General features: G+C 49.8%; 24 protein-coding genes and 1 riboswitch. Of the genes, 7 read left to right on the top strand and 17 right to left on the bottom strand.

Annotated elements, in window-relative coordinates; genetic code table 11:
- Positions 1-6: 6 nt before the first annotated feature.
- The 8 genes from M4D81_RS07760 to M4D81_RS07725 all read right to left on the bottom strand — a co-directional run bounded on the left by M4D81_RS07760 (position 7) and on the right by M4D81_RS07725 (position 9,972).
- Positions 7-987 carry a substrate-binding domain-containing protein gene (locus M4D81_RS07760; RefSeq protein WP_071220344.1) on the bottom strand — a complete coding sequence of 327 codons (981 nt, stop codon included), beginning with the start codon at positions 985-987 and terminating at the stop codon, positions 7-9.
- The gene (locus M4D81_RS07755) at positions 984-2,780 is read right to left on the bottom strand and encodes a cache domain-containing sensor histidine kinase (RefSeq protein ID WP_260065429.1); all 1,797 of its coding nucleotides are present in this window, start codon (positions 2,778-2,780) and stop codon (positions 984-986) included. The genes M4D81_RS07760 and M4D81_RS07755 overlap by 4 nt, the downstream gene beginning before the upstream one ends.
- Positions 2,777-4,396, bottom strand: coding sequence for a response regulator (locus M4D81_RS07750; RefSeq protein ID WP_260065427.1), 1,620 nt, complete (start codon positions 4,394-4,396; stop codon positions 2,777-2,779). Before M4D81_RS07750 ends, M4D81_RS07755 begins: the two co-directional genes overlap by 4 nt.
- Positions 4,397-4,515: 119 nt before the next feature.
- A complete protein-coding gene (locus M4D81_RS07745) occupies positions 4,516-5,058 on the bottom strand; it encodes an NADPH-dependent FMN reductase (RefSeq protein ID WP_071220341.1) in 543 nt (180 codons plus the stop codon).
- Between the two features lie 103 nt (positions 5,059-5,161).
- Entirely contained in the window at positions 5,162-6,874 is a 1,713-nt protein-coding gene (locus M4D81_RS07740; RefSeq protein ID WP_260065425.1) for a VOC family protein, read from the bottom strand.
- Positions 6,871-7,431, bottom strand: a complete 561-nt coding sequence (locus tag M4D81_RS07735) for an NADPH-dependent FMN reductase (protein ID WP_071220339.1) — start codon at positions 7,429-7,431, stop codon at positions 6,871-6,873. Before M4D81_RS07735 ends, M4D81_RS07740 begins: the two co-directional genes overlap by 4 nt.
- 179 nt (positions 7,432-7,610) lie before the next feature.
- The gene (locus tag M4D81_RS07730) at positions 7,611-8,276 is read right to left on the bottom strand and encodes a response regulator (RefSeq protein ID WP_071220338.1); all 666 of its coding nucleotides are present in this window, start codon (positions 8,274-8,276) and stop codon (positions 7,611-7,613) included.
- Entirely contained in the window at positions 8,254-9,972 is a 1,719-nt protein-coding gene (locus M4D81_RS07725; RefSeq protein WP_260065424.1) for a GAF domain-containing sensor histidine kinase, read from the bottom strand. The genes M4D81_RS07730 and M4D81_RS07725 overlap by 23 nt, the downstream gene beginning before the upstream one ends.
- Before the next feature lie 440 nt (positions 9,973-10,412).
- Here M4D81_RS07725 and M4D81_RS07720 point away from each other — a divergent pair, with 440 nt between their 5' ends.
- Positions 10,413-10,694: a CD3324 family protein gene (locus M4D81_RS07720; RefSeq protein WP_006211013.1), complete on the top strand. Its 282-nt coding sequence runs from the start codon at positions 10,413-10,415 to the stop codon at positions 10,692-10,694.
- 144 nt (positions 10,695-10,838) lie between these two features.
- Here M4D81_RS07720 and M4D81_RS07715 read toward each other — a convergent pair whose 3' ends face one another.
- The 3 genes from M4D81_RS07715 to M4D81_RS07705 all read right to left on the bottom strand — a co-directional run bounded on the left by M4D81_RS07715 (position 10,839) and on the right by M4D81_RS07705 (position 13,567).
- A complete protein-coding gene (locus M4D81_RS07715; RefSeq protein WP_260065422.1) occupies positions 10,839-11,375 on the bottom strand; it encodes a hypothetical protein in 537 nt (178 codons plus the stop codon).
- Between the two features lie 20 nt (positions 11,376-11,395).
- Entirely contained in the window at positions 11,396-12,892 is a 1,497-nt protein-coding gene (locus M4D81_RS07710; protein WP_260065421.1) for an amidase family protein, read from the bottom strand.
- A 261-nt stretch (positions 12,893-13,153) separates the two neighbouring features.
- A complete protein-coding gene (locus tag M4D81_RS07705) occupies positions 13,154-13,567 on the bottom strand; it encodes a DUF4183 domain-containing protein (RefSeq protein WP_071220334.1) in 414 nt (137 codons plus the stop codon).
- 666 nt (positions 13,568-14,233) lie between these two features.
- Between M4D81_RS07705 and M4D81_RS07695 the strand changes: the two genes are divergently transcribed.
- From M4D81_RS07695 to M4D81_RS07685, 3 genes are all read left to right on the top strand, one after another.
- The gene (locus tag M4D81_RS07695) at positions 14,234-14,551 is read left to right on the top strand and encodes a DUF4183 domain-containing protein (RefSeq protein ID WP_260065728.1); all 318 of its coding nucleotides are present in this window, start codon (positions 14,234-14,236) and stop codon (positions 14,549-14,551) included.
- A gap of 376 nt (positions 14,552-14,927) precedes the next feature.
- Entirely contained in the window at positions 14,928-15,650 is a 723-nt protein-coding gene (locus M4D81_RS07690) for a type II toxin-antitoxin system prevent-host-death family antitoxin (RefSeq protein WP_260065420.1), read from the top strand.
- A gap of 258 nt (positions 15,651-15,908) precedes the next feature.
- Positions 15,909-16,220, top strand: coding sequence for a YbjQ family protein (locus M4D81_RS07685; protein ID WP_260065419.1), 312 nt, complete (start codon positions 15,909-15,911; stop codon positions 16,218-16,220).
- Positions 16,221-16,552: 332 nt separating this feature from the next.
- On the opposite strand, the gene fucU is transcribed toward M4D81_RS07685, so the two are convergent.
- The 4 genes from fucU to M4D81_RS07665 form a co-directional block, all read right to left on the bottom strand.
- Positions 16,553-16,981 carry an L-fucose mutarotase gene (fucU, locus tag M4D81_RS07680; RefSeq protein ID WP_260065417.1) on the bottom strand — a complete coding sequence of 143 codons (429 nt, stop codon included), beginning with the start codon at positions 16,979-16,981 and terminating at the stop codon, positions 16,553-16,555.
- A gap of 81 nt (positions 16,982-17,062) precedes the next feature.
- Positions 17,063-18,574 carry a rhamnulokinase gene (locus M4D81_RS07675; protein ID WP_260065416.1) on the bottom strand — a complete coding sequence of 504 codons (1,512 nt, stop codon included), beginning with the start codon at positions 18,572-18,574 and terminating at the stop codon, positions 17,063-17,065.
- 71 nt (positions 18,575-18,645) lie between these two features.
- Positions 18,646-19,305 carry a class II aldolase/adducin family protein gene (locus tag M4D81_RS07670; protein WP_260065415.1) on the bottom strand — a complete coding sequence of 220 codons (660 nt, stop codon included), beginning with the start codon at positions 19,303-19,305 and terminating at the stop codon, positions 18,646-18,648.
- 25 nt (positions 19,306-19,330) lie between these two features.
- Positions 19,331-21,124 (bottom strand): L-fucose isomerase, encoded by a 1,794-nt coding sequence (locus M4D81_RS07665; RefSeq protein ID WP_260065414.1) that lies wholly within the window; start codon positions 21,122-21,124, stop codon positions 19,331-19,333.
- Positions 21,125-21,327: 203 nt separating this feature from the next.
- Between M4D81_RS07665 and M4D81_RS07660 the strand changes: the two genes are divergently transcribed.
- The gene (locus M4D81_RS07660; RefSeq protein ID WP_260065412.1) at positions 21,328-22,185 is read left to right on the top strand and encodes an AraC family transcriptional regulator; all 858 of its coding nucleotides are present in this window, start codon (positions 21,328-21,330) and stop codon (positions 22,183-22,185) included.
- A gap of 94 nt (positions 22,186-22,279) precedes the next feature.
- Here M4D81_RS07660 and M4D81_RS07655 read toward each other — a convergent pair whose 3' ends face one another.
- The gene (locus M4D81_RS07655; RefSeq protein WP_220684717.1) at positions 22,280-22,669 is read right to left on the bottom strand and encodes a 2Fe-2S iron-sulfur cluster-binding protein; all 390 of its coding nucleotides are present in this window, start codon (positions 22,667-22,669) and stop codon (positions 22,280-22,282) included.
- Positions 22,670-22,895: 226 nt separating this feature from the next.
- On the opposite strand from M4D81_RS07655, the gene M4D81_RS07650 reads away from it, so the two are divergent.
- Positions 22,896-24,170, top strand: a complete 1,275-nt coding sequence (locus M4D81_RS07650; protein WP_260065411.1) for a stalk domain-containing protein — start codon at positions 22,896-22,898, stop codon at positions 24,168-24,170.
- Between the two features lie 226 nt (positions 24,171-24,396).
- Here the strand turns inward: M4D81_RS07650 and M4D81_RS07645 are convergent, their stop codons facing one another.
- Entirely contained in the window at positions 24,397-24,873 is a 477-nt protein-coding gene (locus tag M4D81_RS07645; RefSeq protein ID WP_071220323.1) for a C40 family peptidase, read from the bottom strand.
- A gap of 3 nt (positions 24,874-24,876) precedes the next feature.
- A riboswitch (cyclic di-AMP (ydaO/yuaA leader) is annotated at positions 24,877-25,007 on the bottom strand.
- Between the two features lie 259 nt (positions 25,008-25,266).
- Here M4D81_RS07645 and M4D81_RS07640 point away from each other — a divergent pair.
- Complete coding sequence (locus tag M4D81_RS07640) at positions 25,267-25,794, top strand: DIP1984 family protein (RefSeq protein ID WP_260065409.1); 528 nt, start codon at positions 25,267-25,269, stop codon at positions 25,792-25,794.
- The last annotated feature ends 50 nt before the right edge of the window (positions 25,795-25,844 follow it).

Raw genomic sequence — 25,844 nt, 5'->3', positions numbered from 1 at the left:
AAGAAGCTACTCTTCCACAAAGGGAAAGAGCAGCTTCTGGTTCTCCTCGGTATACATATTGTCTTTGTTGATGACAACGGAATCGGTGTACACGTTGCGTAACACCTTGTCTCCTTCGATGATGGATATGGCTGTTTTGATGCCCAAATAGCCGATGTTGAAGGGCTTCTGAACAATGGTGGATTGAAGAACCCCCTCTTCGAGCAGCTTGACTTCCTTCACCGAGCTGTCGAATCCGACCAGCTTAACCTTGCCCGCCAGCCCCAGTTCTCGGATCGCTCTTCCTGCCCCGACTGTAGAAGGCTCATTCAGCCCCACGATTCCATTCAGGTCAGGCCTTTCCAACAGCAGTTTCTTCGTGATGTCATAGGCACGCTCCTCCTTGCCCTCGCTGTAGTAAGTGCCCACGATTTCTGTGCCGCTGCGCTGCTCCAGAATGCTTCGAACCCCTTGTTCCCTTTCGATCTGCGTCGAGGTGCCCTGCACGAAACTGATGATCGCAACCTTGGCCTGTTCCGGCAGCCGTGACGAAAGCTCCCTGCCGGCCTTCTGTCCCGCATTCACATTGTCGGTAGCGATCAAGCTCTGCGCATATTCACCATTCACGGCGGAATCAATCATAATGAGCGGGATGCCAGCCTTACGAATCGACTCTGCAACGGGAACCAAGCGGTTATAATCGCCGGCGGCCAAAACAATCGCATCCGGCTTCTGCTTGATGGCTTCCTCCAGCAATTGAATCTGCAAGTCTACTTCGATTTCCTGAGTCGGTCCTACCACGGAGACGTCCACGCCGAATTCACGGGAAGCCGTGTGCACCCCTTCAATCAACACCCGCCAAAATTCATTTTCGTCCAGTGCTTTAACGCCGACGATAATCTTCTTGGGACCGGGGTCATCCTTGGACCACTGATAAACGGCATAACCCAGAATGAATACCGGAATCAGCAGCAGTAAAACATATCGCGGTCTCATGTACGACTTCATGGCACCTCCCCCTTCATGCTCCTCCATTCATCCGGATGAACGGCCGGAATAAGCACCGTGACGATTGTCCCCGCTCCGGGCACGCTCGTATAGCTAAGACCATATTCCGCTCCAAAATATAACTGAATCCGCTGGTGGACATTCGCTATCCCAACGCTGTTTCTCGAATGTTGGCTCCCTGTAGAGATTAATAATGTCTCAACCTTGGACCGATCCATGCCGATGCCGTCATCCATCACTTGAAACCGAATCCGATCATCCTGAAGTCTCCCCGTAATCGTGATCGTGCCCGGCCCTTCCTTGTTCTTGATGCCATGATAAATGGCATTCTCCACCAGAGGCTGCAGCAGCACCTTCAACGTCAGATAAGGATAAAGTTCGCGGTCCATATCCAGAGTAAACCGGATTTTATCCTGGTATCGCATTTGTTGTATTTTTAAATAATTCGTTATATGTTCCACCTCGGTAGCAATCGGGATCATTTCCCTCCCTTTGCTGAGCGAAGCTCGAAACAGCCTTGCTAGAGCCGATGTCATCAGAATCACCTCATCATGCTTCTTGCTCTCGGCCATCCATATAATGGAATCCAGCGTATTGTAGAGGAAATGGGGATTGATTTGGGCTTGCAGGGCATTCAATTCGCTTTTTCTCTTAATTTCCTGTTCTATCACGATCTGGTCCATCAATTCCTTGACCTTGAGCACCATCACATTGAAGCTGCGGGCCAGGCCGGAGATTTCCCTGGAATGCCCTACAGGAACCCGGATATCGAAATTCCCCTTCTCCACTTCCATCATCTTTTCCTGGAGCTTCTTGATGGGACGCGTCAGGTTGCGGGAGATAACGACGGAGAACAGCACGCCGACGCCAAGGCATAACAACCCCGCTATAGCAAAAGAAAGCTGCATCTGCTTCTTATTGTCCACCAGCTCATTCTCGTAAAAAACGCCGACGATTTTCCAGCCGAAATCCGTGTCCTTGATGCTGTAAATCCGGCTTGCTCCGCCCTCCTTCACGACAAAACCTCCTTGCTTGTCCTGAAGCACCTGCTCTAATCTCTCCGTCTTCAAATTGCTGTAGAGCAGCTGCTGCTGCGGGTGATACACAATCCGGCCTTGACGATCAATCACGAACACGTAACCCCGGTTCCCCAGATCGAGCTTGCTGAGCATATCGTTAATCACCTTGAAGTTGAGATCGATCAACAGAATGCCGAGCCCGTTGGAAGAATTCACGCCGCTGAGCTCGCGGCTTAATGATACAACCCAGCGGTACTCTCCTTTGATAACCGGCTGTACATGCGACGAGGAGATCACCGTCTGTCCCTTGTTTCCCTTCGCCTGCCGATACCAGGGCTGCTCCGATAACACAATATAAGGATTCAGTTCGGCTTCCGCCCGATCGGAGATAAAGGAGCCGCCGGCTCCAAAAATATTAATCGACGCAATATCTTTGCGCGAAACCCGAATCGAGTGGAAATATTCCGATATCTTCGCTTTCAATATTGCAAGTTCCACAGGCTGCAGTTCATCTGCCGAGGCGAGGTATTCCCTCACATTCGGGTTGTTCATCGTCGCCAGTGAGATGTCCTTCATCCCGGTGATGTAAGTTTGGATATTCGCATTCACTTGATTGATCAGCTCGGAGGTGTAACTCTCCGCCGTTTCGCGAACAGCCGATTCGGACAGCCGGTAGGAGATGAAGATCAACAGCAGCGCCGTAAACAATACAAGCATCACGAATGAGCTGGCAATGCGGGACTGAATGCTTTTGATACGCTGCGGAGCCATCATGGCCTTACCCCGCCTGACGTCATTTTATTCCGGTACTCCGTTGGGGTATCTCCGGTATATTTCTTAAACAGCACGCTAAAATATTGAGGATCCTGATAACCGGTTTTCGCCGCTATTTCATAAGTTTTCAACAAAGAATGCTTCAGAAGTTCCTTTGCTTTCTCCATGCGGACTTCCGTTACGTATTCAACGAAGGTCTTCCCGGTATGCGACTTGAATAAAGCACTGAAATAACTCGTGCTCATGAAGATCCGGCCGCATACGGTCTTGATCGATAACTCGGCATCCTCATAATGCCGCTGGATGAAATCGACCGCCTCCAACATCTGGGTGCGGGTAATATCCTTTCTCGCCTTGGCAACGTCCCTTAACGCCTGCTCGCACACCTCGTTAAACCAGCGCTCGATCTCTTCCAAGGACCGAAAAGAATACAGATCGGACAGCAGCCTCTTCTCCTTGCCGATCAGCTCGTTCCCATTGCTGCCGATTTCCATCACAGTTTGAAGCACGGCAAGCATGACCCGAAGGACCCGCACGTAACAGAGCTCGATTGAAATTGAAGCGCTTCCAAGTTCGCTGATCAGCCGCCGGATGCACGCCTTTACCTCTAAGTCCGTACCGGCCCGAATTGCGGAGATTAGCGCTGACTCGGTTTCGATCCCATCCTGGAGAGGAGCGTCCCCCCGCTTTTCAAGATCCGTGATATGAACCACCTGATCGCGGCCGATCAGGAGACGGTATTCCAGTGCAGCTTCCGAAGCCCTGCAGGAGTATCGGATATCCTGAAGCTCGCGGCAAATCGTTCCGATGCCGAGCGTAACCGTGAATTTCATGAACTGCTTTGTAGATGCGCGAATGTCCTCCGCCAGCTCCTGCGCCCGAGCGTGCAGCTCCTCCTCGCCGGAGCCCGACAGGATGGTCATAACTTTGTTCTCCTTGTACCTAAAAATAGCTGTACCGGGCTCACCCGCCAAAATCTCCTGCATGATATTGTATAAAGCAAATGCATACAGCTCATTATCGACATGCTGCTCATCCGTACGAAGCTCATCCATATCCGCTGCCATCGCGATATAAAGAGGCCCCGGAAGCCGAATATCAAAATATGCAAGCTTGCTCTCGATCTCGGATCGCTTCATCGGCGACGACGCCAGTCGTTCAAGAAATCGTTCCTTAAGCAGGACCAAACTCTCATTCAACTGATGTTTGAGCCTTTTCAAGTGCTCCGTATGTCCGCGCTCCTCATCCATTTCCAGCTTGAGTTTACCAAGCATCTCCCTTAACTCCGCTGACGTAACCGGTTTCAAAATAAAATCCGTGACTTGCAGCTTCACCGCCTGCTGGGCATATTCGAAATCGTCAAACCCGGTGAGGATGATGATCTTTGTCTTGGGAAAACGATCCGTAATATGTCGTGACAACTCCAGGCCATCCATGTACGGCATGTTGATATCCGTTAACACCACATCGGGTTGATGGCGGGTTACAGCCTCCAATGCATCCATGCCGTTCTCGCAATCCCCGATGCACTCAAAGCCATGATCTGCCCACTGAATCCGGTTTCGGATCCCTTCTCTTACAATCGGTTCGTCGTCCACAATAAGAATCGTATACAATCAAAGCCTCCCCCGTTCAAAAGCAATTCCCATTTGCTTAGGTTATATCGTGTTACGAGGTCAATATACAGGAAAAGCCCTTTGGCAGGCAACTGCCAAAGGGCTCCATGAGTTTATATTTATTTACGGGTGTTCATCCACGTAATGAAATTGTTCACCACGATATCGAGAAAACCGATTGTCGGCTCATGAATCAGCTTGCCGGACTCATCCATCTTCTCATGTACCGCCCCGATATATACCTCATTGTTAGGGAGCAGCGGCGAAGTAATGCCGACAGAAAACAGAATATCCCGGAGATGCTCCTGAGCTCTCACCGTTCCAAGCTGTCCCATCGACGCCCCCATGATCCATGAAGGCTTCCCGTTCATAACCTTATCAACGCGCGATAACCAATCGAGCGCGTTCTTGAGCACGCCCGGTATGGAGTAATTATACTCCGGCGTGATCCACAACACCGCATCAGCGGCAGCAATCCGCTCCTTGAAATCCTTGACGGCCGCAGGAGGGTCCAGCTCAATGTCTTGATCGTAAAACGGAAGATCGCGCAGCCCCAAAATTTCAAACGTGATCTGATCCGAGTAGCGCTGCTTTAAATATTCCGCCAGTTTCATATTGTACGACTCTTTTCTAATGCTTCCTACAACGATTGCAACGTTCATAATACCCTCCAGTTCTATGCTTTCTGCGCACATTTCATTCCATTTTTTCACAACTATACACAGCCTAACACCATATTTTACCAATGTCAAAATTTCGTTTGTCCTACTTCATCAACGAGAGCAGTTTACACACATCGCGCTCCATGTCTTCCCTTTGTTCAGATGGTACGTACTGGAGCAGAGCCAGTGCGGCATAAGGTACTTTGATGGCATGCGGATCTTCATACCGTTTGCTCCAATAGGCTGAATCCGTAATCGACGCACCTTCGGCAGCTTCAACTCCCTCATTCGAAAGGGCTTGTGGCTTTAAACGGTTGAGTTTCATTTGCAGCCGGTGATTGCTTTGCCCAAGCTTGGCAAGCTGAGCGTATCCAAGTCGCTCCAGCTCAATGAGTGCGTGTGCGTGGGTAACGCCATGCTCAAGCTCACCGGCAAAAAAATAATATTTGCCATCAACATGCTGATCCGGCAGCACAAGTTCCAGCTCGGAAAGTGCACGGCGTGCCATATCGGATGCATTCCGGTAAGGAGGTATTTCCGAAAGTGAGATTTCCGCGAGATCCAGCTGCGTATAATCCTCAATACCATAATACCTTGCAGGCTTGTGTTCTACTGCTGCATCTCCCATCAGCTTGAGAATGCCTCGCACGATAGACGGCGTCAGTAAGTCCGGACGGTCCCGTAATGCTTTTAGTCCCAAGACGGCCAGGGTTACCCCGTGTCCGGAGGTACTCAGATTCGTCAGGTTAGGCAGCAGTCCTTCAATGAGTTGATTCATTAATTCAGGCAGCGCAGGCTCGGGAGGATAGGGTTCAAACCAATCTTCATGCTGATTACGCAAATGCAGGCAATTGGCGGCCAGGCCCTGCAGTACATCTTGCGGCAAATCAAACTCCTTCTGCATGTAATAAGCCGCCAAATACGCCCCGCCAACATGTCCTTCAAACCACCCAACCTCGCCGCCGCGGCTCAAGGCCGTAAGACCATCCTCCAAATACCGGTCACTAATGACCGAATTCACCTCCTTCCCTTCGATTGCACTCGGCAGATTCAGCCTGGCTGCAATGTCTTTGGGCAAGCTTGTTATTTTCATTCGGATGCTGTAACCATACATTCTGAAATGCAAACCATCCTCGTTATCCGAAACCATCATCCGCCGATCCAGAGTGGAGCGAACCCGGTCCAGAAACCGTTCGTCCGTTACTCCGTAAGTGATCTCCAAGGATGGTGCCAGCGCATTCATGGCGATCGGAATCCATTTGCGCTTTGTTGATACAACAACGGCATGAGCCGTTCCTCCAATGGCAAAAGCGAATTGCTCCGACTCCTTGGCGATTGTTAATCCGAGCGTCCGCTTCATCCATAATCTTGCGGCTACCGGATCCTCCACAGGCAATCCCACCTCCCGCAAGTACAGGATGCCATAGGTGCCGTTCGGCGCAAGCACCCCTTCCTTCAGATCTTCGTGTGCGATAAACTCAAGCAAGTTCCCATCGCCATCCTTGAAGTATACGTTCACGCCGGAATCAAAGCGCTCAACCACTTCACCGTCAGGCCATTTCAACAAAGGTACCTGCTCTGCAAGCTTCTGGACCATGAATTCAAACTGTGAATAAGGCACTTCAAACGCGATATGAGCAGGAGCTATAGATTCATACGCTTCTTCAAAAGCGAGCGTGAAATCCGGTGTAGGCTGAAATACGATCTCCACCTCGCTTTCGCTTGCTACCGGAAAATGAAGTAACCCGTGGTAGAATTGTTTTACACCCTGAATGGATACCGTCTTTAATTTCAGTCCGGCAAAATGAGTGATCATGAGGTCTCAACCTCCTCTTTACCGCTGATCTTCTTGACCAGTTCCATAAAGATGGACAGCGCCTCTTTAGCCCGATAATCCAGTACAATCGTGCCTTCTGCCGCTTCGGATTCGTAAATGGTCCGCTGAGAACCGCCAATGGATATCCATTCCGGACTATTGATCCCGTGCAAATTACGGATGGTAGCCTGCATTTGCTGCAGTGAACTCACGCCGACCGCCCCTCCCGCAGAGCTTACCGAAAGAACCGGTTTACCTGAGAAATGCATCTGTCCCAAATGATCCAATGCGTTCTTCAAGACTCCGCTCATCCCTCCGTGGTACTCTGGTGTCGTCAAAATAATGCCATCCGCCTCCATCAACAGACGCTGCAGCTCGCGCACGCCATCATGGCGGTTGAATATCTCGTCTGGTGAATAGAACGGAAGCGGTGTTTCATACAGATTAAACAGCTTCACTTCCACGAACAACGTATTCATTTGCGCTTCGAGGGCTTTGGCCAGAACGGTACTTGTGGCTTCCTTGCGATTGCTGCCAGCTATAATCACGATTTTCATAGTACTTCCTCCCTTATGGGTATCAAAGGTTTTGTTAAGTACATTGTAGAGGAGGCAAGCCATGGAAATCGTCAACATTTAGAGTGATTTTACAAGCAAAAGCTCTCATGCCTTCGGCTGAGAGCTTCTACAACTATAGTCTTAGATATGATCATTATGTACGGCAAATACAGCAATCCTTATACGATGCCATGCTTGAGCGCATAAATGGCCGCCTGAGTCCGGTCCGCAACCCCCAGCTTATCGAGCAGATGGCTGACATGGGTTTTAACTGTCTTCTCGGTAATATAAAGCGCTTCGCTGATTTCCCTGTTGTTCATGCCCGATGCAATCAGCTGTAATACTTCCTGCTCCCGGCGGGTAAGTTTATCCACCTGCGCAGTCTCTTCCTGATGGCCGGACCCGCCGGTCTCATCCGTCCCCGCCGGTGAAGTAACATGCGTCATGAGCAGGCCTGCCGCATCCGGATGCAGTTCAACTTGGCCTTCATACACGCGTCTGATCGCAGCCACCAGATCCTCAGGCTCAATATCCTTAAGGAGATAGCCGCGTGCGCCCGCCCGAATGGCTGGCAGCACATGGTCATAATCGATAAACGAGGTCAGCACGATGACTTTAATATGAGGCTGTTCTTTTTTTAACCGTGCGGTCGTATCGATTCCATTGAGAATCGGCATATTCAGATCCATTAACACGACATCGGGATTCAGCTGATTGGCCTTCTCTAACGTTTCCTCGCCATTCGCGGCTTCGCCAACCATCTCGATATCCGGCTGCGTAGCCAGAAATACCTGCAATCCCCGTCGTACCATGGCATGATCGTCAGCGATCAACAATCGGATCATCGGTGATCCCCCTATTCTCTATTGATCTCACCCTTAAGGGCAGCGAAACCTCAATAATGGTTCCCTCTCTGTACACACTGTATAGACGGAATTGTCCTCCGAGCGATTCCGCCCGTTCCCGCATGCTGGACAACCCAATCGAATGTTTTGTCAGCTCGTTCAATCGTTGCTTGGAAATCCCGCGGCCATGATCTTCGATCCTGAGTTCAACTTCATTTTCCCGCGGGGTTAATACGACCGTTACTTCCTTCGTATCCGCATGCTTGCTTACATTATTCAGCGCCTCTTGACCGATCCTCCACAATGTTTCTTCCACGATCCGGGGCAGGTCCCGTATCCCGTTGATATGTGAGCTTACATGAAGTTTCAATCGTTCGCCGTATTGTTTCAGGCCTGTCATAAGCCCTTCTTCAAGTCCGGGTGGGCGAAGCTGCATGATCAGCTCCCGCATTTCCTTAAGCGCGCTTTGCGACAGGACCTGTATATCATGGATGGTGTCCTGCAGCATACTTGTCTGCTCATGCGGCTCTGCGGCAAGCATTCCCCGCACTCCCTTGGACATCATGACCAGCGAGAACAGGGTTTGGCTTACCGAGTCGTGCAGGTCCCGGGCGAGACGATTTCGTTCATCCATTCTTGCGAGCTCCCGCCGGTTTTCCTCCAGACGGATGCGTTGAAGGGTCATGCCAATATGTTCAGCCAGTGCCTCGATCACCTCGATATCTGCCCGGTACGAATCGCCGTAATGATCGAACCCTACCAAAAGCAGTCCAAATGAGGTGTCCCCGGCAGCCGCCAGCCGAACCGCAACCGCTCGGGAGATGGAGGATATCCATCCCTGTTCAACCAAAAGATCTGCAAGCCGCTGTGCGTCTTCTGCACTCACCGGGTTCGGATTGACCTCTCCCTTGCCAGCACGGGTTCGTGCGGCTTCAGCAAGCGAAAATTCGGCATGGGGAAGCGTCGTCTGCCCTCTGCTGTAGAGGGCACGCAGCGTCATTTCGCTGCCGACAGGCTCCAGCAATGCGGCAACCGGCCAGTCAAAGTAACGGCCCATTAAACTCATGACTTGCTTCGTTAATTCAGCTCGGTTAACCGCTTGGGAAGCATAAGCACCGAGTGCGCTGCTATATTCCCCAAGCCGGGCAAACAAATCCGCTCGGCGCTGCTCCGCTGCATATAGCCGCATGCGCTCAATGGCGCTGCCGATTTGGTAGGCAACCGATTCCAGCAGCGCCAATTCCTCTTTAGTGAAATGCAGCTTCCCGGGTGCAGCCACATTCAGTACGCCGAACCTGCGGCTGCCGGATCGCAGCGGAACGGTTGCATGGTGGGTTATGCCTTCCGTATCCCCCCACTGATACCGAACGGCGTTATCCAGACGTTTGCAATTCAATATGTTCACGGCATTTTTCAGACGTCCGTCATCGTAACGCTCCAGGCACCAGCAGCTGCCGCATCTCATAGGTTCGTTATCGTTCCGGCTCAGGGCAGGCGGCAAATTCCGGCTGGCTACGAATTCATGCGTTCCCCGATCTTCCACCAGGAACAGCCAACCGGTCGTAAGTCCGGTTAGTTCCAACAGCTTGGCAATAACAACGTCCAGCATGGGGCCAAGCTCATTGGACTCGTTCAATGTTTCTGCGATCGTCTTCAGCGTAATTAACTCCTGAATATGCGGATCGTGATTGGACATACATGAAAGCTCCTTCTTTTTTTGCATTCTGAAGTAACTATATTATATAATCCTGTCACACACCATCAAAATGCCTATGGATCCCTTCGGACGTTTCTCAGATCATTCACCCCATGAATTTTGGTAAAAAACAATTAATATTGTTTTATCTCTTGCAAATTCCCACCTACATATGGCTTAATATAGAAGTCGGGGCCGACGAAATGAGCTGAAAGGAGGCTGATTGCAATGATTCAGATCCGTGAGGTGGTATTCGCGTAAAGCGAATATCCGTTAAAATGGGAGCCCGCTGCGGGCTCCCTATATCTATTTTTAAATCCAATAATTCAAAAAATCCAAAAAAACCAATATCACGAAAGGAGGAGGGCAAGCATGATCAATGCAATTGTTTTGAAACTCAGCGATAGCTTAAATATGTATACAGAAAGAGGAGGGCATCGATGGGCCATTACAAGAACGGAAGAGAAGTGCTTCCCCCCGAGCTGCTGCAGCAAATTCAACAGTATATAGATGGAGAATTACTCTACATACCGAAACAGAGCGAGCAAAGAGCCGGCTGGGGAGAGTTAAGCGGTTCCAAACAACGCATCGAAAGTCGAAACAAAGAAATGTATCGCGCTTATTGCAAAGGACGGTCCATTGAGGAATTGGAACGGACCTACTTCCTGTCTGGAGAAAGCGTGCGCAAGATCATAAGTAAACTTACCCGCGTAGGGACCTAAAATCGATGAGATTTAACGGTCTGCTCACGGATTAACATAGGACTGTTCCCTTGGGGCGCAGTCCTTTCCATTTTATATGAACGATACTGCATAACAGAAAATGCCCGACTGCAGGCGAATCTACAGTCGGGCATTTGTTATACCCTAACGATTTTCCGGCTTCTCCCCTGCGACATCCCAACGATGGCGAAATTTCTCCAATCGCGGGTGCAGATACGGCGGCTCAGACAAGAGGATTAGCCTCAGCTTCACAATCCATTCCTCGAAGGAGGAAAAGGAGGCAAACGCATTTGCCATCTCAGGTGTCAGAATAAGAAAATGGGGACTTCCGTATTTCTCTGCCAGATGACGAAGCGCAGTATCGATCGGCGTGTATTTTTTTCGTTTCGACTCGAAAGGTTCAATCACAACCGATGATCCTGCATGATCTTCGATCCATTCCTGAAGCTGTTTCTCCCGCTTGTAATAAGGGCTGACCGGCTCCTTGAACATCCGCTTCGCTGTCTCTTCATGCAGCGGATACAACACCAATTTTACAAATGACCGTTCTTCTAAAATGGCAGCGGCCTGCTCCAAATCCTCCTGAACCTGCTCGAAGAGGTCGTAGAATATTAAGGTTCCTTTGGTTGTCGGCTTTGGGGGCTCGTAACCGTAAGGAACATACTCCAAATTGCGCGGCATGATGGAACTTCACCTCTCTTTTACTCTGATGACGGGGATGAAAACCTCGGTGGCACGCGATGCTGGGCAGCCTGCTCAAAGCCGTAGGCTAATTGGATCAGCACGGGCTCGCTATATGCCGTCCCGATGAACGTAATGCCCTGTGGCCCCTTCGTAATATATCCTCCCGGCGCAATGACGCCATTCTCGGCATAGCCGCCGGGAACAGTTACCGATGGATACCCTGCCCGGGCAGCCAAATCCGGTCCATATTCATTACCCAGAAACAGCAGGGCGTCCAGCTGATACGCCTTCAAAACATGGTCAATCCCTCTAGCTCCCGCCATTTCTTTATTCTTCTGCTTGCTCTTAAGATACTCTGTTTCGGTCAGCGTGCCGCTCGTTTCCTCGGCCCAAATCAATGTGCCCTGTCCATATTTCAAGGCAACCTCGGCGTGTGCCTCATTATAAGCGATAACCTCGGCTAGCGAATGAACAGGCAGAGACGCATCTACGTTCGCCAAATAATCATTGACATATTTTTTGAACTCATAGCGAAGGACATTGGCGTCCCATTTGGTTTCCTGGCAAGGCAGCTCCACCGGATCAATTATGGTAGCTCCTTGATTCCGCAGCACTTCAATGGCGGACTCTACAATATCTAGTCTATCCCGATCCAGGTGCTTATAGTAGTATCGGGGGATCCCGATTCGGGCTTTCTTCAAATAACTCGAATCCAGATACTCCGTGTAGTCCTCCACCCTTTTTTGAGGATCGATCTTGGTCACTTCGTCCAGATCATCAGCTCCCGCGATCGCGCTAAGCAGAATCGCTGCATCTTGCACCGTTCTGGTCATTGGACCTGCCGTATCCTGTATGTGAGTGATAGGTATGATACCTGAACGGCTTACCAGTCCAATCGTCGGCTTAATGCCAACCAGGCTGTTCTGGCTGGAAGGACTGATAATCGATCCTGATGTTTCCGTCCCAATGGCCGCTGCGGCCAAATTCGCCGCCACCGCAGCACCGGAGCCTGAACTTGAACCACCAACAAACATTTCCCCTGGACCGTATGGGTTTAATGTAAGACCGTTTCTTGACGAATATCCTGCCCACATAGTCGGGGACATAAAGTTCGCCCATTCGGTCATGTTGCTCTTGCCCAAAATAACAGCACCCGCTTTACGCAGATTCGCAGCAACAAAGGAATCTTTGGCAGCAAACGAATCCGCAAGGGTGATGGAGCCGGCACTCGTATGCAGCCGATCTCCGGTGTCGATATTGTCCTTAAGCAGGATGGGAATCCCGTGAAGCAATCCTCTTGCACCCTGGTCCTTGCGCTCCAGGTCCAGCTCCTCGGCAATTTGCAGCGCTTCAGGGTTTACCTCAAGGATTGATCGGAGAATTCCATCATATAACCCGATCCGCTCCAAATACAATTGAACCAACTCTACTGAAGTCATCCACCCCTCTGCCATTGCATGCTGCATATCCGAAATGGTTGCTTCCACAATCCATGCTTTTTTATCCTTGATCATATATATAGTCCCCCTGACTTATCTTTCTGAACTTACGGTAGATGGTGGGGATTAATGTTTCATATTTTAGCCTCCAAACGTTTCAGGATCCTATATGTAATTCGGGATATAGGAACAAAATCCCTCTTATTAATGCGTAATCGCGAGCACTACCTGCATGTTATCAGTCCTTAAAGTGGACTAAGAATGAATCCTTGATCCGCTCCTTTTAAAAAAGGATTGCCCTAATCTTATTGATCAGGGCAATCCTTTCCTTGACGATTAACTTATGATCGTAATGACCGGCGCCGATATCGTCGGCTGTGTCGTGATAGCGGATGCTGTGTTCGTGAAACTGGCGATTTCCAATAACACCGGTATGCCCACCGGAACATCCGTCGTATCGAGCACCAAGCTGGCAGTTGTTAATGTCGATAAGGAAAGTTGTTGAAGCATGCCGTTGATATACACATTAAAGTATTCTGAACCTGTCAACGCGGGGAATGCTGTCACGGCTGCTTCGGCATCATCGACAAAACTCGTTGCCGGCATGGTAATCGAGTCTGCTCCAATCATACCCTCGGCGATCAGTGCAAAATAACGGGTTACCGCTGGCGTTACCGTTGTGGTGATCGTTCCGCCAGTTGCAACGGGAACCGTTGCGATAGCGGTAATGATAGGTTTAATAACGGGCATATCATCACTCCTCCTAATTAGGGATGTTGCAACTATGACTCTTTGCCATATTATCATTAAATGATAGTTTTTAAGCTTTGATCCCGGCATTCTCCCTATTCAAGCAAAAATAAATGAGAGAATGACGTATGATCCGGTCAATATATCCGTAAGCAAAGGATATATGTCCACTCGACTCCCCCACCGATGACATAAACTAAGTACATACATTCATCCGGGGCGGTGATAAGACTGAAAACTCCCGTGATTAAACGGAAGCGGTCTCCAATAATAAAATCCTCTAGGCATCACAAACACAGAAACCTCAAGAAGCGCCAATGTAAACGTGTCGTATCACCTAACAATAGAAAAAGGTTCCGACCGCGCAAGACCAGATCCGATTATCCGGCCATCATTCCATCTGAATGGTCGGAAACACTACCGATAAGGAGCTCTAAAGGATTACCTGAATTACCTGGATTGCCTGGACAGCCAAGTAATCCAGGGCTGCAAGGTGATCCTGGCATTCAAGGGCCTCCAGGCGTGCAAGGGCTGCCTGGTTTTCCGGGGATTCAAGGCATTCCCGGAGTGCAGGGCATCCCAGGTTCTCAAGGTCCTCCGGGTCCTCCGGGTCCTCCCGGTCCCCCTGGTCCACAGGGCATCCAAGGATTACCCGGAAGCGTAATCGTGCCGGAGATCATTGTACTGCCGACCACGCTTCGGTACTTTTATGTATTGATGTCCGAGGTTAATCTGGATGCTCCCTTTGTCATATCTGCCGATCAATTTACGGATGATGACGGAAATCATACATTTCAGAGCATTGCGGTCGGTCCGAACACCTCCTCAACGGTTTATATCAACGGCATGATTCAGGAAGGCCGAATCTACACCCTCACGCCGGAAGCACTAACCTTGCATTCTCCCGGTGATATGCTCCTGCCCGGCACACCGATCTTGCTGGAGGTTTTGTATCTCACCTTCAGGTGGGGGCTTGAACGGTGAGCAAAGCTCCCCGCTGCAGCCGGGCAGCGGGGTGTGAGCTGTAATATATTCTGTCATTGAAATAAGTAAGTTATATGTCATCATAAAAATTGAAATTTATCGAAAGAAAATAACATGAGTAACAATAACCCCTCACTTTTTATCAGGTTTGCTCCAAACGTATACGCCACCCTTACCTCTCATAACAGATCAAGAATGAGAACTCGTTCTGGGCAGCTTGTCATTTCCAGCTTGATGTACTTATCGAACGATTTCATGTAGCCGGGTTTCACCCAAGTCAGCACATTAATTATACTAATAAATTAGCTATTTTAATTGAAGTGCACCTTATATTTAGCTATGATAGAATAAAATTAGCTAAACCGAGGTGAATTTTATGAGAGTCCCTTCCACCGATATGCAAAACAATTTCGGAAAGTATCTTAAGTTTACTGAGGCAGGCGAGGAAATCATCGTGACGAGAAACGGCAAAGATGTTGCCAAATTAATAGTCTATGCTGGTACAGAACTTGTCCTGAGAGAAGGGGCTGTGAAGTATACAGCCGACAATGACAAAGTCACTTACGAGGATTTCCTGGAACTAACCGAAGGCTCGGAACAGCGCCACGAGCTGATCGACGGAGTCGTGTATAACACGGCTTCCCCTTCATACAACCACCAACATGCAGTTAATGAACTGCATGGCACATTTTACAATTGGTTTAAAGGAAAACCCTGTACACCACTGACTTCTCCCCTTGATATCACATTGAAGAAGGAGGAGACAAATATCTGTGTCGTACAACCGGATCTGGTCGTCATATGCGATAAAGATCAAATCAATGAGAAGGGGAATTATATGGGTACGCCTGACCTCGTCATCGAGGTGTTGTCTCCGTCTACGCGCAGCAAGGACATGATCCCGAAGCTTGATCTATACCGACAGTGCGGCGTAAAAGAGTATTGGATCGTTGATCCGATGAAAGCTCAAGTTATCCTCTTTTCCTTGTCCGACGGCGAGATCGCGGATGTGAACTACTTCTCCCAAGCCCAAGACACTTTTGCGGAATCCAAACTTTATCCAGGTTTACAGGTTTCAATGCAAGATTTGTTTGCGTGACTACTATATATTAGGAAACAACCGCCTATTCGACCACCTGTTTTGCAACTTCAATAAGCATTTTCCATCTTATAATTGTCTTCTTACGCCCATTCATGAAACCAATCCTCTTCTGTCGGCGTACTAAAAGAAAGCACTCACGCTGGTAGATGATCGTATACTTCCTAGTACTGCAATCCAAATCAGCATCAGCATCAGGTGAAAGGTGTTTTTATTTCGTAAACGCATTTAAAAATTATTTGAAAGAAGGAAGATCAAATGATTATTACAACGACATCTACCATTGAAGGTTACCCGGTTAAAAGGTATATCGGCATTGTGAACGGCGAAGTCATTATGGGCGCTAATGTAGTGAGGGACTTTATGGCCTCCATTACCGATTTTGTTGGTGGGCGCTCTGGTGCCTACGAGAACAAGCTGCAGGAAGCAAGGGATGTAGCGTTTACCGAGATGAAAGACAAGGCTGAGCGAATGGGGGCCAACGCTATTGTAGCGGTGGACATCGACTATGAGGTCATTCGTGAGGGAATGCTGATGGTGGCCGTCAGCGGAACAGCAGTGGTGGTATAACCGGTAGTTTTCTGAAAGTTCTTGAAATTCTTGAAGTTCCTAGGCAGCCGGTCTAACCGGCTGCCTGTTTGTCTTTATGGTGCCATCACCTAAGTACCTGAATCAGTGTTGTAAACATAACCAAAATGGCTGGAATGTAGGTATCAGCAAATCTTTCGATTGTTTGTCGATCTCAGGTTGTCTCTTCTTTTTGTAGCCCTTTCATGTCATGGTTTTGTCCATGGTCCGTCTGGAAAGCGTCATTAATGAAGCAATATTAATGAAAGCCCAAACTGAAACCGAAAAAAAGACCGCCGCAGCGATCTTATCTTTAACTATTGCATCAGTATATTCTAAACGACTACGCCCTTTTTGAGGATAATATTTGCGTACAGCGCTTTTTCGCCGGTCGACACGATGGCATAAGCATTCTTCGCCCGCTCATAGAACGAGAATCGCTCTACCTCATCAAATTGCACGTGAACGGGATGAAACTGCTGCACGATCTCACGGTATTCATCCCAGATCGGAGTTTCTACGGTATCCCCTGGCGTCACAGCCATCAGAGCTACCGGGGACTCAACGTACGTATCCAACGGAAATAACGGCAATATCGCGTTTAATAACGCAGGAATTCCGTGTCCGTCTGCCCGGACCAACCGCTGGGCATGACTGGCTGCAGGAAAATTGGCATCGCCGAGCACAATTTCATCCGCGTGCCCCATCTCCATCAGAATCTTCAACAGTTCAGGCGAGAGCACATGAGATATGCCTTTTAGCATGATATGACATCCTTCTCTATCGAATTTGGATGTAAGGCTTGGATATGTTAGGAGACGTCATTCTCTAAGAATTCCTTAACCTTACGGTTGTATCTGCTGTTGTTCGACAATGGACTTGTAATGCTGGAATGCTGCCTCCCAATCCTCGTTGGACTCAGGCTCGTACCAGGCAAGCGGAAAAGACCGCTTGACGAGTTCCACTCCCTCTTCCCGATTGCGCAATGTGCCGTTCGCCACAAATTGAACCAGCATGTTCCCGATGGCACTTGCCTCAATCGGTCCTGCCCACACCGTTCGGCCCAAGGCATTGGCCGTATAACGGCACAACAGCTCGTTTTGAATGCCGCCGCCAACCATATGGAGCCCATCGTAGCGGTGCCCTGTCAGAACCTCCATTCGCTCAAGCACTTCCCGGTATCTCATAGCCAAGCTTTGCAGTATGCACTGGACATACTCTCCGGTGCTACGAGGAATGGGCTGCCCTGTCTCCCGGCAATAATCCCGGATTTCAGCCGGCATATCCGCCGGATTCATGAAGCGCAGGTCATCCGGGTTAATGAAGCTGCGGAACGATTCTGCGTTCTGAGCGAGTTCAACTAGCTCAGCAAATGAATACGTCAATCCTTGATTCTCCCATTGCCGCTTGCACTCCTGAAGAATCCAAAGACCCATGATATTCTTCAGCAATTGAAAGGTTTGATAAGCTCCACCCTCATTGGAGAAGTCTTCTTCCAGCACATCCGTATGGACAAGCGGCTCCGGAAGCTCGGTTCCGAGAAGCGACCAGGTACCGCATACAAGATAGGCAAATCGGAAGGTGTTTGCAGGAACGGCTACCACGGCGGATTCCGTATCATGTGATGCCACGGCAATCGCTTTAATCGCCGGAACGCCCAGCTCTTGCGCTACGGCATCCTGCAGCCTTCCAATTTCGGTTCCCGGTTGTACGGGTTCAATGAACAGGGATGCGGAAAGCCCCAGCTCCTCCATTAAGGGCTCATTCCACTTGCCTTCTGTAACATGATAGAGCTGAGTCGTGGTGGCCATGGTGAACTCGCACGCCTGGACCCCCGTCAGATAATAGTTCAGAAGATCCGGAGTGAGTAGGAACTTATCTGCAATATCAAGCATCGGAGATTTTGACTTGAGCATCGCATTTAACTGGAAGATCGTGTTAAACGGCATGAATTGCAGTCCGCTTTCTTGAAACAGACGTTCTCTCCCGACCTGCTCGCAGGTTTCCTCCACCATGCCTTCCGTCCGCAGATCCCGGTAATGATAAGGAACTCCGATGAGCTCCCCGTTACGGTCAATCAGTCCATAATCGACGCCCCATGAATCGATGCCATAGCTGACCGGCTGATAGCCGGCTTGGAACGCTTTGCGGATGCCATGCTTAACCTCCTGCAGCAGCATCGGGAAATTCCAGTGCAAATGCTGTCCCATCTGGACGGGTATATTGGCAAAGCGGTGAATCTCGGTAATCTTCAGCATGCCGGGCGATTCATGATCAGCAGAGGTGATCTCGCCCAGCAGCGCCCGGCCGCTGCTGGCCCCCAAGTCAAACGCAAGCACCGCGGATGAATTGCTCATAAGCCGCATCCTTTCTCACCTTAGTACTATACCAATCCGAGTTTGAACAACCGGATCTGATCCACAATCTTTTATTTCATCTTCTGCAGGAGCTGAATACGATAATCTTCGCTCTCCAGCGCAGCGATATCATCCACTTCCTGATCTGTCAGCGGCACCGGTGTGCCGGCAGCCTTGGCGCTCAGATAAATTTTGGCGCTCTCTTCAACCACCTGGGTTCGGTAATACGCTTCACGCAGATTCCGGCCGGTTGTAACCAGTCCATGGTTACCGAGCAGGATGGAACTGGCCGTCGTTACTTTCTCCGCGACGGCATCTGCCAGCAAATCTGTCGTAGGAATGATGTAAGGGATGTATGCCGTACGTCCAACCAATGCCGCCTGGTCCGGAAACATCACCGGCAGCTCCCTCTCAACCAACGTAAAGGCAATGCAGTGGGATGGATGTGTATGCACCATCGCCCCGATATCGGGGTTGCTCCGGTATCCGTACAGGTGCATCAGCACTTCGGACGAAGGCCGTAATCCTATATCGGTAATATCGCCGGTCGAGATATCGACTTCGATCCATTGCTCCGGCTCAATCTCCTCCAGCGCAAAACCGCTCGGGGACAAATACATTTTGTCCCCGGCTCTCGCGCTGATGTTTCCTCCCGGTCCTACAACGAGTCCGCTGTCGACGATTTTTTTGGCATACTTGCAGAGCTCATTTCTCGTTTCCATGTTCAGCATGTTCTCCTACTCCTCTCGTTAACATTTATTTATATAGAGGACCGAAGTTCTGACAAGCGCGGAAGTCCGCGCTCTCCGGATCGGTCGTTCCGAACATTCCCCATGCACGTGGGCGGAACACCTCTTCGGCTGGCACATTGTGCATGTTGACCGGAATACGCAGGACCGAGGCCAGGGTGATGAGATCCGCTCCGATATGTCCGTAACTGATTACGCCATGGTTAGCGCCCCACTGGTTCATGACCTCATAAACGCTTGAGAATGCACCCTGTCCCGTAAGGTTCGGCACAAACCAGGTCGTTGGCCATGTTGGGTCTGTACGCTTGTCGAGCGTGTCGTGTACCTCCGCCGGCAGATCCACGGAATAGCCTTCGGCAATTTGCAGCACGGGACCAAGCCCTTTTACCAGGTTAAGACGGAACATCGTCATCGGCATGCCGCCGCGCGTCAAGTAGTCGGTCGAGTAACCGCCGCCCCGGAAATACTCCAAGTTAGCCGGTCTCCACTGGGTGGCCTTCAGCGTGCGATCGACCTCTTCATCCGTGATCTCCCAGAATGGCTTCATGGCAGGTTTGCCGTCTAACTCCTGCTCCCCTGTTCCATCCAATGCAGCCGAGCCGGAATTGATCAGATGCAGGATGCCATTCACTGCTTTTCCTTCAAGCTTATAGCCGGTAACCCGTTCTACCGAAGCCGGACTCCAGTAAGTACGCACATCCGCGAAAATCTGTGCCGTATTGGTTAACAGGTATCCGAACAGCATGCCGACTCCGTTCAGGCTGTCATTCTCGGTTGCCACGATATACGGCGAACGTCTGCCGTTCCAATCGAAGGAGGAGTTGAGGATCGTCTCCAGGAAGTCACCGTTAGGGGAATGATCCGTCCACTGCCGCTGACCTTGGAATCCGGAAGCGATAGCGCTGTGGCCCTGCGCCTCCTCTTCAAAGCCAAGCTCCTTCAGGCGCGGATTACCGATCATCAAATCGCGGGTGATCAGCGTCATTTTGACGACGGTTTCCCACTCCAGATCTTTGCGCTCCCGGCTGTTCTGGAGATGATCCGGATTGTTATCCGGTCCTTCCGTACAGTTCTCCTTCACCCAAGCAAGCGCCTGTTCATATTCTTCAGGATCATAGATGCCCTCTTCCAAGCGGCGCGTAAACTCGCTCATATCTACATATTCGTTCCGCATGCCCAGATACTCCTGGAAGAAGCTGTCGTCCACGATCGAGCCGGCGATACCCATCGACACCGAGCCCATGGACAAATACGATTGTCCGCGCATGTACGCTGCAGCCAAACCGCTCCGTGCAAAACGCAGAAGTTTCTCTTGAACGTCGTCCGGAATACGGGTATCCCCTTCATCCTGAACGTCTTCGCCATAGATGCCGAATGCAGGAAGCCCCTTCTGGGCATGGGCCGACAGTACGGCAGCCAGGTAAACCGCGCCTGGACGCCCTGTTCCGTTAAAGCCCCATACCGCCTTTGGACGCGAAGGATCGACATCCATCGTCTCGGTGCCGTAACACCAGCAAGGCGTAACGGTTATGGTTAGGCCGACTTCGGCATTTTTGAATTTTTTGGCGGCTGCAGTCGCTTCGGCCACTCCGCCAATGCACGTATCCGCAATCACGCATTCAACCGGCTCGCCGTTCGGATATTTGAGCTCCTTCGTCAACATCTCGGCGACGGCCTTTGCCAGATTCATGGTCTGTTCCTCGAGAGATTCGCGAACCCCTCTCCGTCTTCCATCTATCGTAGGGCGAATCCCGATTCTCGGAAATCCGTCCCGCCATCTGTAATCGTTTTCAATTGTCATGTATGTCACGCCTCCCTATAAGGATTATGACATCATTGTAAGATGATTCGGTGCAAGAGATAACCCACTATTTTGTTATATCGGATCCTAATTTCAGCAAGACAGTGAACCATCCCGAATAGCAGATGTAAACGATTTCCGCATGAAACAGCGTTTTGCATTATAATAGGTAGAGGATGTTGCTTTCCAGGAGGGACAAGACCGTGCCAAAGATCGAAATCTCGCATAGCAAAAGCGATCACTTCCGCTTCATCAAAAATCCGCAGCTGCTCTTTGCCGGGCAGGTCGTGGACGAGGACTTCTTTTATGGACCGCCACAAATTCATGATTTCTGCGAGATCATCTATGTTGTAGAAGGATGCGGAGAATTCACGATTGCAGGAAAAATATACGAACTCCACAAGGGCGATGTCGCGATATATAACCCCGGCATTCCTCATGAGGAAAGATCCATCACGGACGGACCTTTCAAGGTGATCTACTGCGGCGTGGATTCGCTTCACATTGAAGGGGTTCCCCAGGGAATGCTGCTCCCGGCCTATGTGGAGCCAGTCATATCCTGTGAGAAATACGCCTATAAAGTGGAGAGCTATCTTTCCGAGATCCTCCGTGAATGCGATTCGCAGGTACTGGGGTATGAAACGCTGAGCACCAACCTGCTGATGTCATTGATTACCGTAATCTATCGCATTGTGGACGTTAAACACCAATTCCAGTCCTTGAAGGGCAAGAACGAAATCGCGCTGCGGACCAAACACTTTATCGACACCAACTATACCCAGAGCATCAGTCTCAAGGACATTGCCGATACCATGTATGTCAGTCAGCATTATTTATCCCATCTGTTCAAAAAAGAAGTCGGCGATTCCCCCTTCAATTACTTGATATCCCGCCGGATTGAAGAGGCCAAGCGCCTGCTGGCGGGTTCCGAAATGCCGGTACATGAGGTTGCTTCTCAAGTCGGTTACGGCAATGATAAGTACTTCTCGATGTTATTCAAAAAAATTACCGGTCAAACGCCGAGCTCGTTCCGGGAACAGAGCAAAATGGGTATGGAGTAAGGGATTGCAATTTTATCTTTCCCGCAAAGCAGGCAGCCGTTGTGGTACGGCTGCCTGCTTTTTAAATATGAACGGCAATCTGCCTTCGATGTCGTCAAAAGTATGGGGCATGCTTGATTTTGATGGGACCGACCGCTTCGATCTTGCTCTGGCATCCCAGTCGATAGCCTTCTTCGATTTCTTCTGGATCCAGGCGCCGCTCTTCGGCCAGATTGGGCTCGGACAAATATTCGATTCCCTCCACCACCATGCAGCGGCAGCGCGCACAAGTTCCTCTTTTGCAAAAAGAGTTCCAGTCCACCTCATTCCGCTCGGCCAGATCAAGCACCGTCATGCCAAGAACAGGCGCCACGCTGCGGCGAACCTCACGGCCTGCAAGTTCAATGATCGGATCCGGTACGGCTTCCATTATCTCTTCTGCTGGAGGGATCGAGGCTTTGTCTCCGCTATCCCCGCCCTTTTTCTTCTTCCAGAATTTAAACACCCGTATTATCCCCCTATGCATGTCATCATCAGGTTATGTCAAATCCTTCATTTATTATACTGGAAAGTTTAAAAATTCAACATGCTTACTCTTATCGATTCTATAACATTGACATCATGGAATTGGAACTCTATGAAAATTTTGCTATACTAACGTATGCTAGACCCAATTCCATATTCTATGAAATCATTCTATTATTTTAATGGATCGGAGGAAATACATAAGCATGCTGCACAAACAAATAGGAAAAACAGCTGCTGCTGCCGTTCTTGCCTTATCCCTGCTCGGCATCACCCCCCATGTTAGCCAGGTACATGCAGAGCCTGCCATATCGGTAAAGCTGGATGACGTTACGCTAACCTTCGATGCGGCTCCGCGGATTGACAAAGGGGTCACCTACGTTCCATTCCGGACGGTTGGAGAAGCACTGGGCATTCAAATCACGTGGAATAGCAAGACGCAAACCGTGAAGGCCATTGGCAGCGTGAAAGGCCAATCGACCGAAGTATTACTTCAAGTGGGGAGCACGAACGCAACCGTCAACGGTAAAAAAGTGAAGCTTGCAGCTCCGCCAGTCCAAAAGGAAGGCCGTGTGCTGATCCCGCTCAGCTCGTTCAGCAGCCAATTCGGCGTTGATGTGGGCTGGAACCAGGCGACTCGTACAGTCTCCCTGGTATCGCCGCAGCGCGACATGCATTTGAGAGCTTTCTATGCAATAGAATCCTACCAAGAGCTGGATCTCGTGGGATCGATGAATTCAGTCGCTTTTGGATGGAGCCGTATCGATCGTGAAGGTCAGTTTACGCTTCAAGGTAACGAATACCGCCTGCCTGCTTCGGACGGCGACGTTACCCCGCAATCGATTGTGGCAAACGCAGCAGATCGGGAGATTAAACCATATCTTATGGTTTACGCCTTGGACGGAAATGGTGAATTAACCAAAGTTCTGAGCGACAGCAGCCTGCGCCAAAAGTCCATTGAAGGCATCACAGCCGCGGTAGCGGAGAACGGATTTGGCGGAGTTGTGCTTGATTTTGAAGGGCTCGGTTTTAAACTGGATGCGGTGAAACAGCAGAAGCTGCTCAATGATTATGTCAAGCAATTGAAGACAGCATTGCCCCATGACATTGCCCTATCCTTAGCGGTGCCGCCACTGAACAGCGCTTATAAAGGCTATGATTACAAAACACTGGCCTCCATCGCCGATGACCTGATCATTATGGCTTATCAGTACAATCCGGTCGGAACCAAATCTCAGGTTCCCGAACCGAACAGTCTGGTGGACCAAGCGATTCAGTCGGCACTCCAAGCAGGCGTCCCGAAGCAGAAGCTCCTCCTCGGCATCAGCCTATTTAGCGAAACCGCCACTTCCGTGGACGATAAACTCGGCTTGGCCAAACGTTATGACCTGAAAGGTGCTGCTTTTTGGCGCCTAGGCTTGTTCCGCCTCTATAACAATGGAATGGAAGCTGCCGTGAATGCCTCTGTTGTTAAGGAGTAACCGAACACCCCCTTGTGGGATGATCGACTTATAGTAAGAAAAACGTCTATCGACGTACTTTCACAGATGACAGACCGCAGTTAGTAGAAGTTTTTCTTGCGATATCAGAAAGTCACAAGCTTCGAAGTTTATACTTTCCAATATCTAAAAAAGAAAGCCTGACAAGGTCATCCCTTTGTCAGGCTTTCTGGTTATGTATCGTACCCTAAATGGCTGCGTTATCCAATTAGCTTGCGCTTCCTACCAGCTTTGCATAGTTTTCTTGACTCAAAACACGACGTGCCGTAACATAACGCGGCTCGTAATAGGAATCGCTAAGCTTGCTGATTCTGACTCCCTTGCTGCTGGAAGCATGTGCAAATTGTCCGTCACCAATGTAAACGCCTGCATGGGAAATTCCGCTACCGCTTGTATTGAAGAATACCAAATCTCCAACCCGCAGATCTTCACGATCCACATGTTCGCCCGCTTTAGCCTGGCTTTGGGAAGTGCGCGGAAGATCAATATCGAAATTTCTAAACATGTACAGTATAAATCCGGAGCAATCAAACCCGCTGGTAGTTGTTCCGCCCCATTTGTATGGAGTTCCTACCAATTGCTTCACTTGATACTGAAAATTCGGTTGTTGATCAGCAAATGCTGAAACGGCACCAGAAGAAAAAATAATTGCAGACCCTAGCAAAGTGATGACAAACTTCTTCAAAATATGTTCTCTCCTTCGATGCCTACGGAGTTAGCTAAGGGTTCGGTTGAAGGTTCCCTATACTCTCTATACAAGAGTAATTCACCCAAGACGGTTCCCCCGTTTTCACAAACGAAATTCGGCAAAATTCATTAACGTTTTGTAACCTTCTCTTAATATAGTATACAAGCAAGGATGCTGTCAATCATATCCTAAAAATCTATCGTTTTATGTTCGGAGCTGTCGTAATGATGAAGAATTTCGGTCGGATTTTAGTTCACCCTCTCACTCAGTCATGACAATTATGTAACTCTGTTTTTCTTCTCGCGCTGCTTTTTTTATTAATCTAGCAACTTTTTACAAATCTTTACGTTTACATAATAGAAATGAAATTAAAGAGGTGATCCATCACTTATGAGTCAAATAACGATGGCAGAAGCACTAGCTGTCCGGGCAGCAATTAACCGTCTCATCAATCAGTTGATGTCGGAACGCTTGAACAATAGCAGCACGATCATTGAAAAAGGGGAGACGGCGGAATACCCTACGCGCAGCGTGGATGCCATTACGGAAGAAATCGAAGCGGCCGCAGCGGATTATAGGAAGCTGGATTTGCTGATGGCAATCTCCAATACCACGCAGACTATTCCCTGGAACGGCTCCGACATTACGATCATGGAAGCGATCGAGCTGGCCAAACAAATACGCAGCGATATCGGACAGCTTGCCCATCTCGGCTCCCGCAAGAAGCTGGAGCGCCAGAGCAGCCGTGGCAGCGGAGACGGTGCCATAACGCTGTTCAACGTCGCCTTATACGATCCGGATGCATATCAGGCGCAAGCCCGCAAGAAGGAACGCGAGGTAACCAAGCTCTCTTCGCTGATTGAGCATGCCAATCATACGTCTCTGATTACGTTTGACGCATCCAAGTACATGGAATAGCGACAGCCGCCGGCTCCAAGCCTGCAGGTCACCCCACGTGCGGGTTTGGA

Source organism: Paenibacillus sp. p3-SID867, assembly GCF_025142895.1.
Lineage (GTDB): Bacteria > Bacillota > Bacilli > Paenibacillales > Paenibacillaceae > Paenibacillus_AQ.
This window is presented reverse-complemented; position numbering and strand designations above follow the sequence as displayed.

Bases quoted from the DNA above. Each gene is read 5' to 3' on its own strand.
- M4D81_RS07755 (WP_260065429.1), bottom strand. From the start codon at position 2,780: ATGATGGCTCCGCAGCGTATCAAAAGCATTCAGTCCCGCATTGCCAGC.
- fucU (WP_260065417.1), bottom strand. From the start codon at position 16,981: ATGCTAAAAGGCATATCTCATGTGCTCTCGCCTGAACTGTTGAAGATT.
- M4D81_RS07745 (WP_071220341.1), bottom strand. From the start codon at position 5,058: ATGAACGTTGCAATCGTTGTAGGAAGCATTAGAAAAGAGTCGTACAAT.
- M4D81_RS07730 (WP_071220338.1), bottom strand. From the start codon at position 8,276: ATGATCCGATTGTTGATCGCTGACGATCATGCCATGGTACGACGGGGA.
- M4D81_RS07650 (WP_260065411.1), top strand. From the start codon at position 22,896: ATGCTGCACAAACAAATAGGAAAAACAGCTGCTGCTGCCGTTCTTGCC.
- M4D81_RS07720 (WP_006211013.1), top strand. From the start codon at position 10,413: ATGGGCCATTACAAGAACGGAAGAGAAGTGCTTCCCCCCGAGCTGCTG.
- M4D81_RS07705 (WP_071220334.1), bottom strand. From the start codon at position 13,567: ATGCCCGTTATTAAACCTATCATTACCGCTATCGCAACGGTTCCCGTT.
- M4D81_RS07725 (WP_260065424.1), bottom strand. From the start codon at position 9,972: ATGTCCAATCACGATCCGCATATTCAGGAGTTAATTACGCTGAAGACG.
- M4D81_RS07735 (WP_071220339.1), bottom strand. From the start codon at position 7,431: ATGAAAATCGTGATTATAGCTGGCAGCAATCGCAAGGAAGCCACAAGT.
- M4D81_RS07690 (WP_260065420.1), top strand. From the start codon at position 14,928: ATGAGAGTCCCTTCCACCGATATGCAAAACAATTTCGGAAAGTATCTT.
- M4D81_RS07670 (WP_260065415.1), bottom strand. From the start codon at position 19,305: ATGCTGAACATGGAAACGAGAAATGAGCTCTGCAAGTATGCCAAAAAA.
- M4D81_RS07760 (WP_071220344.1), bottom strand. From the start codon at position 987: ATGAAGTCGTACATGAGACCGCGATATGTTTTACTGCTGCTGATTCCG.
- M4D81_RS07640 (WP_260065409.1), top strand. From the start codon at position 25,267: ATGAGTCAAATAACGATGGCAGAAGCACTAGCTGTCCGGGCAGCAATT.
- M4D81_RS07715 (WP_260065422.1), bottom strand. From the start codon at position 11,375: ATGCCGCGCAATTTGGAGTATGTTCCTTACGGTTACGAGCCCCCAAAG.
- M4D81_RS07685 (WP_260065419.1), top strand. From the start codon at position 15,909: ATGATTATTACAACGACATCTACCATTGAAGGTTACCCGGTTAAAAGG.
- M4D81_RS07710 (WP_260065421.1), bottom strand. From the start codon at position 12,892: ATGATCAAGGATAAAAAAGCATGGATTGTGGAAGCAACCATTTCGGAT.
- M4D81_RS07740 (WP_260065425.1), bottom strand. From the start codon at position 6,874: ATGATCACTCATTTTGCCGGACTGAAATTAAAGACGGTATCCATTCAG.
- M4D81_RS07665 (WP_260065414.1), bottom strand. From the start codon at position 21,124: ATGACAATTGAAAACGATTACAGATGGCGGGACGGATTTCCGAGAATC.
- M4D81_RS07675 (WP_260065416.1), bottom strand. From the start codon at position 18,574: ATGAGCAATTCATCCGCGGTGCTTGCGTTTGACTTGGGGGCCAGCAGC.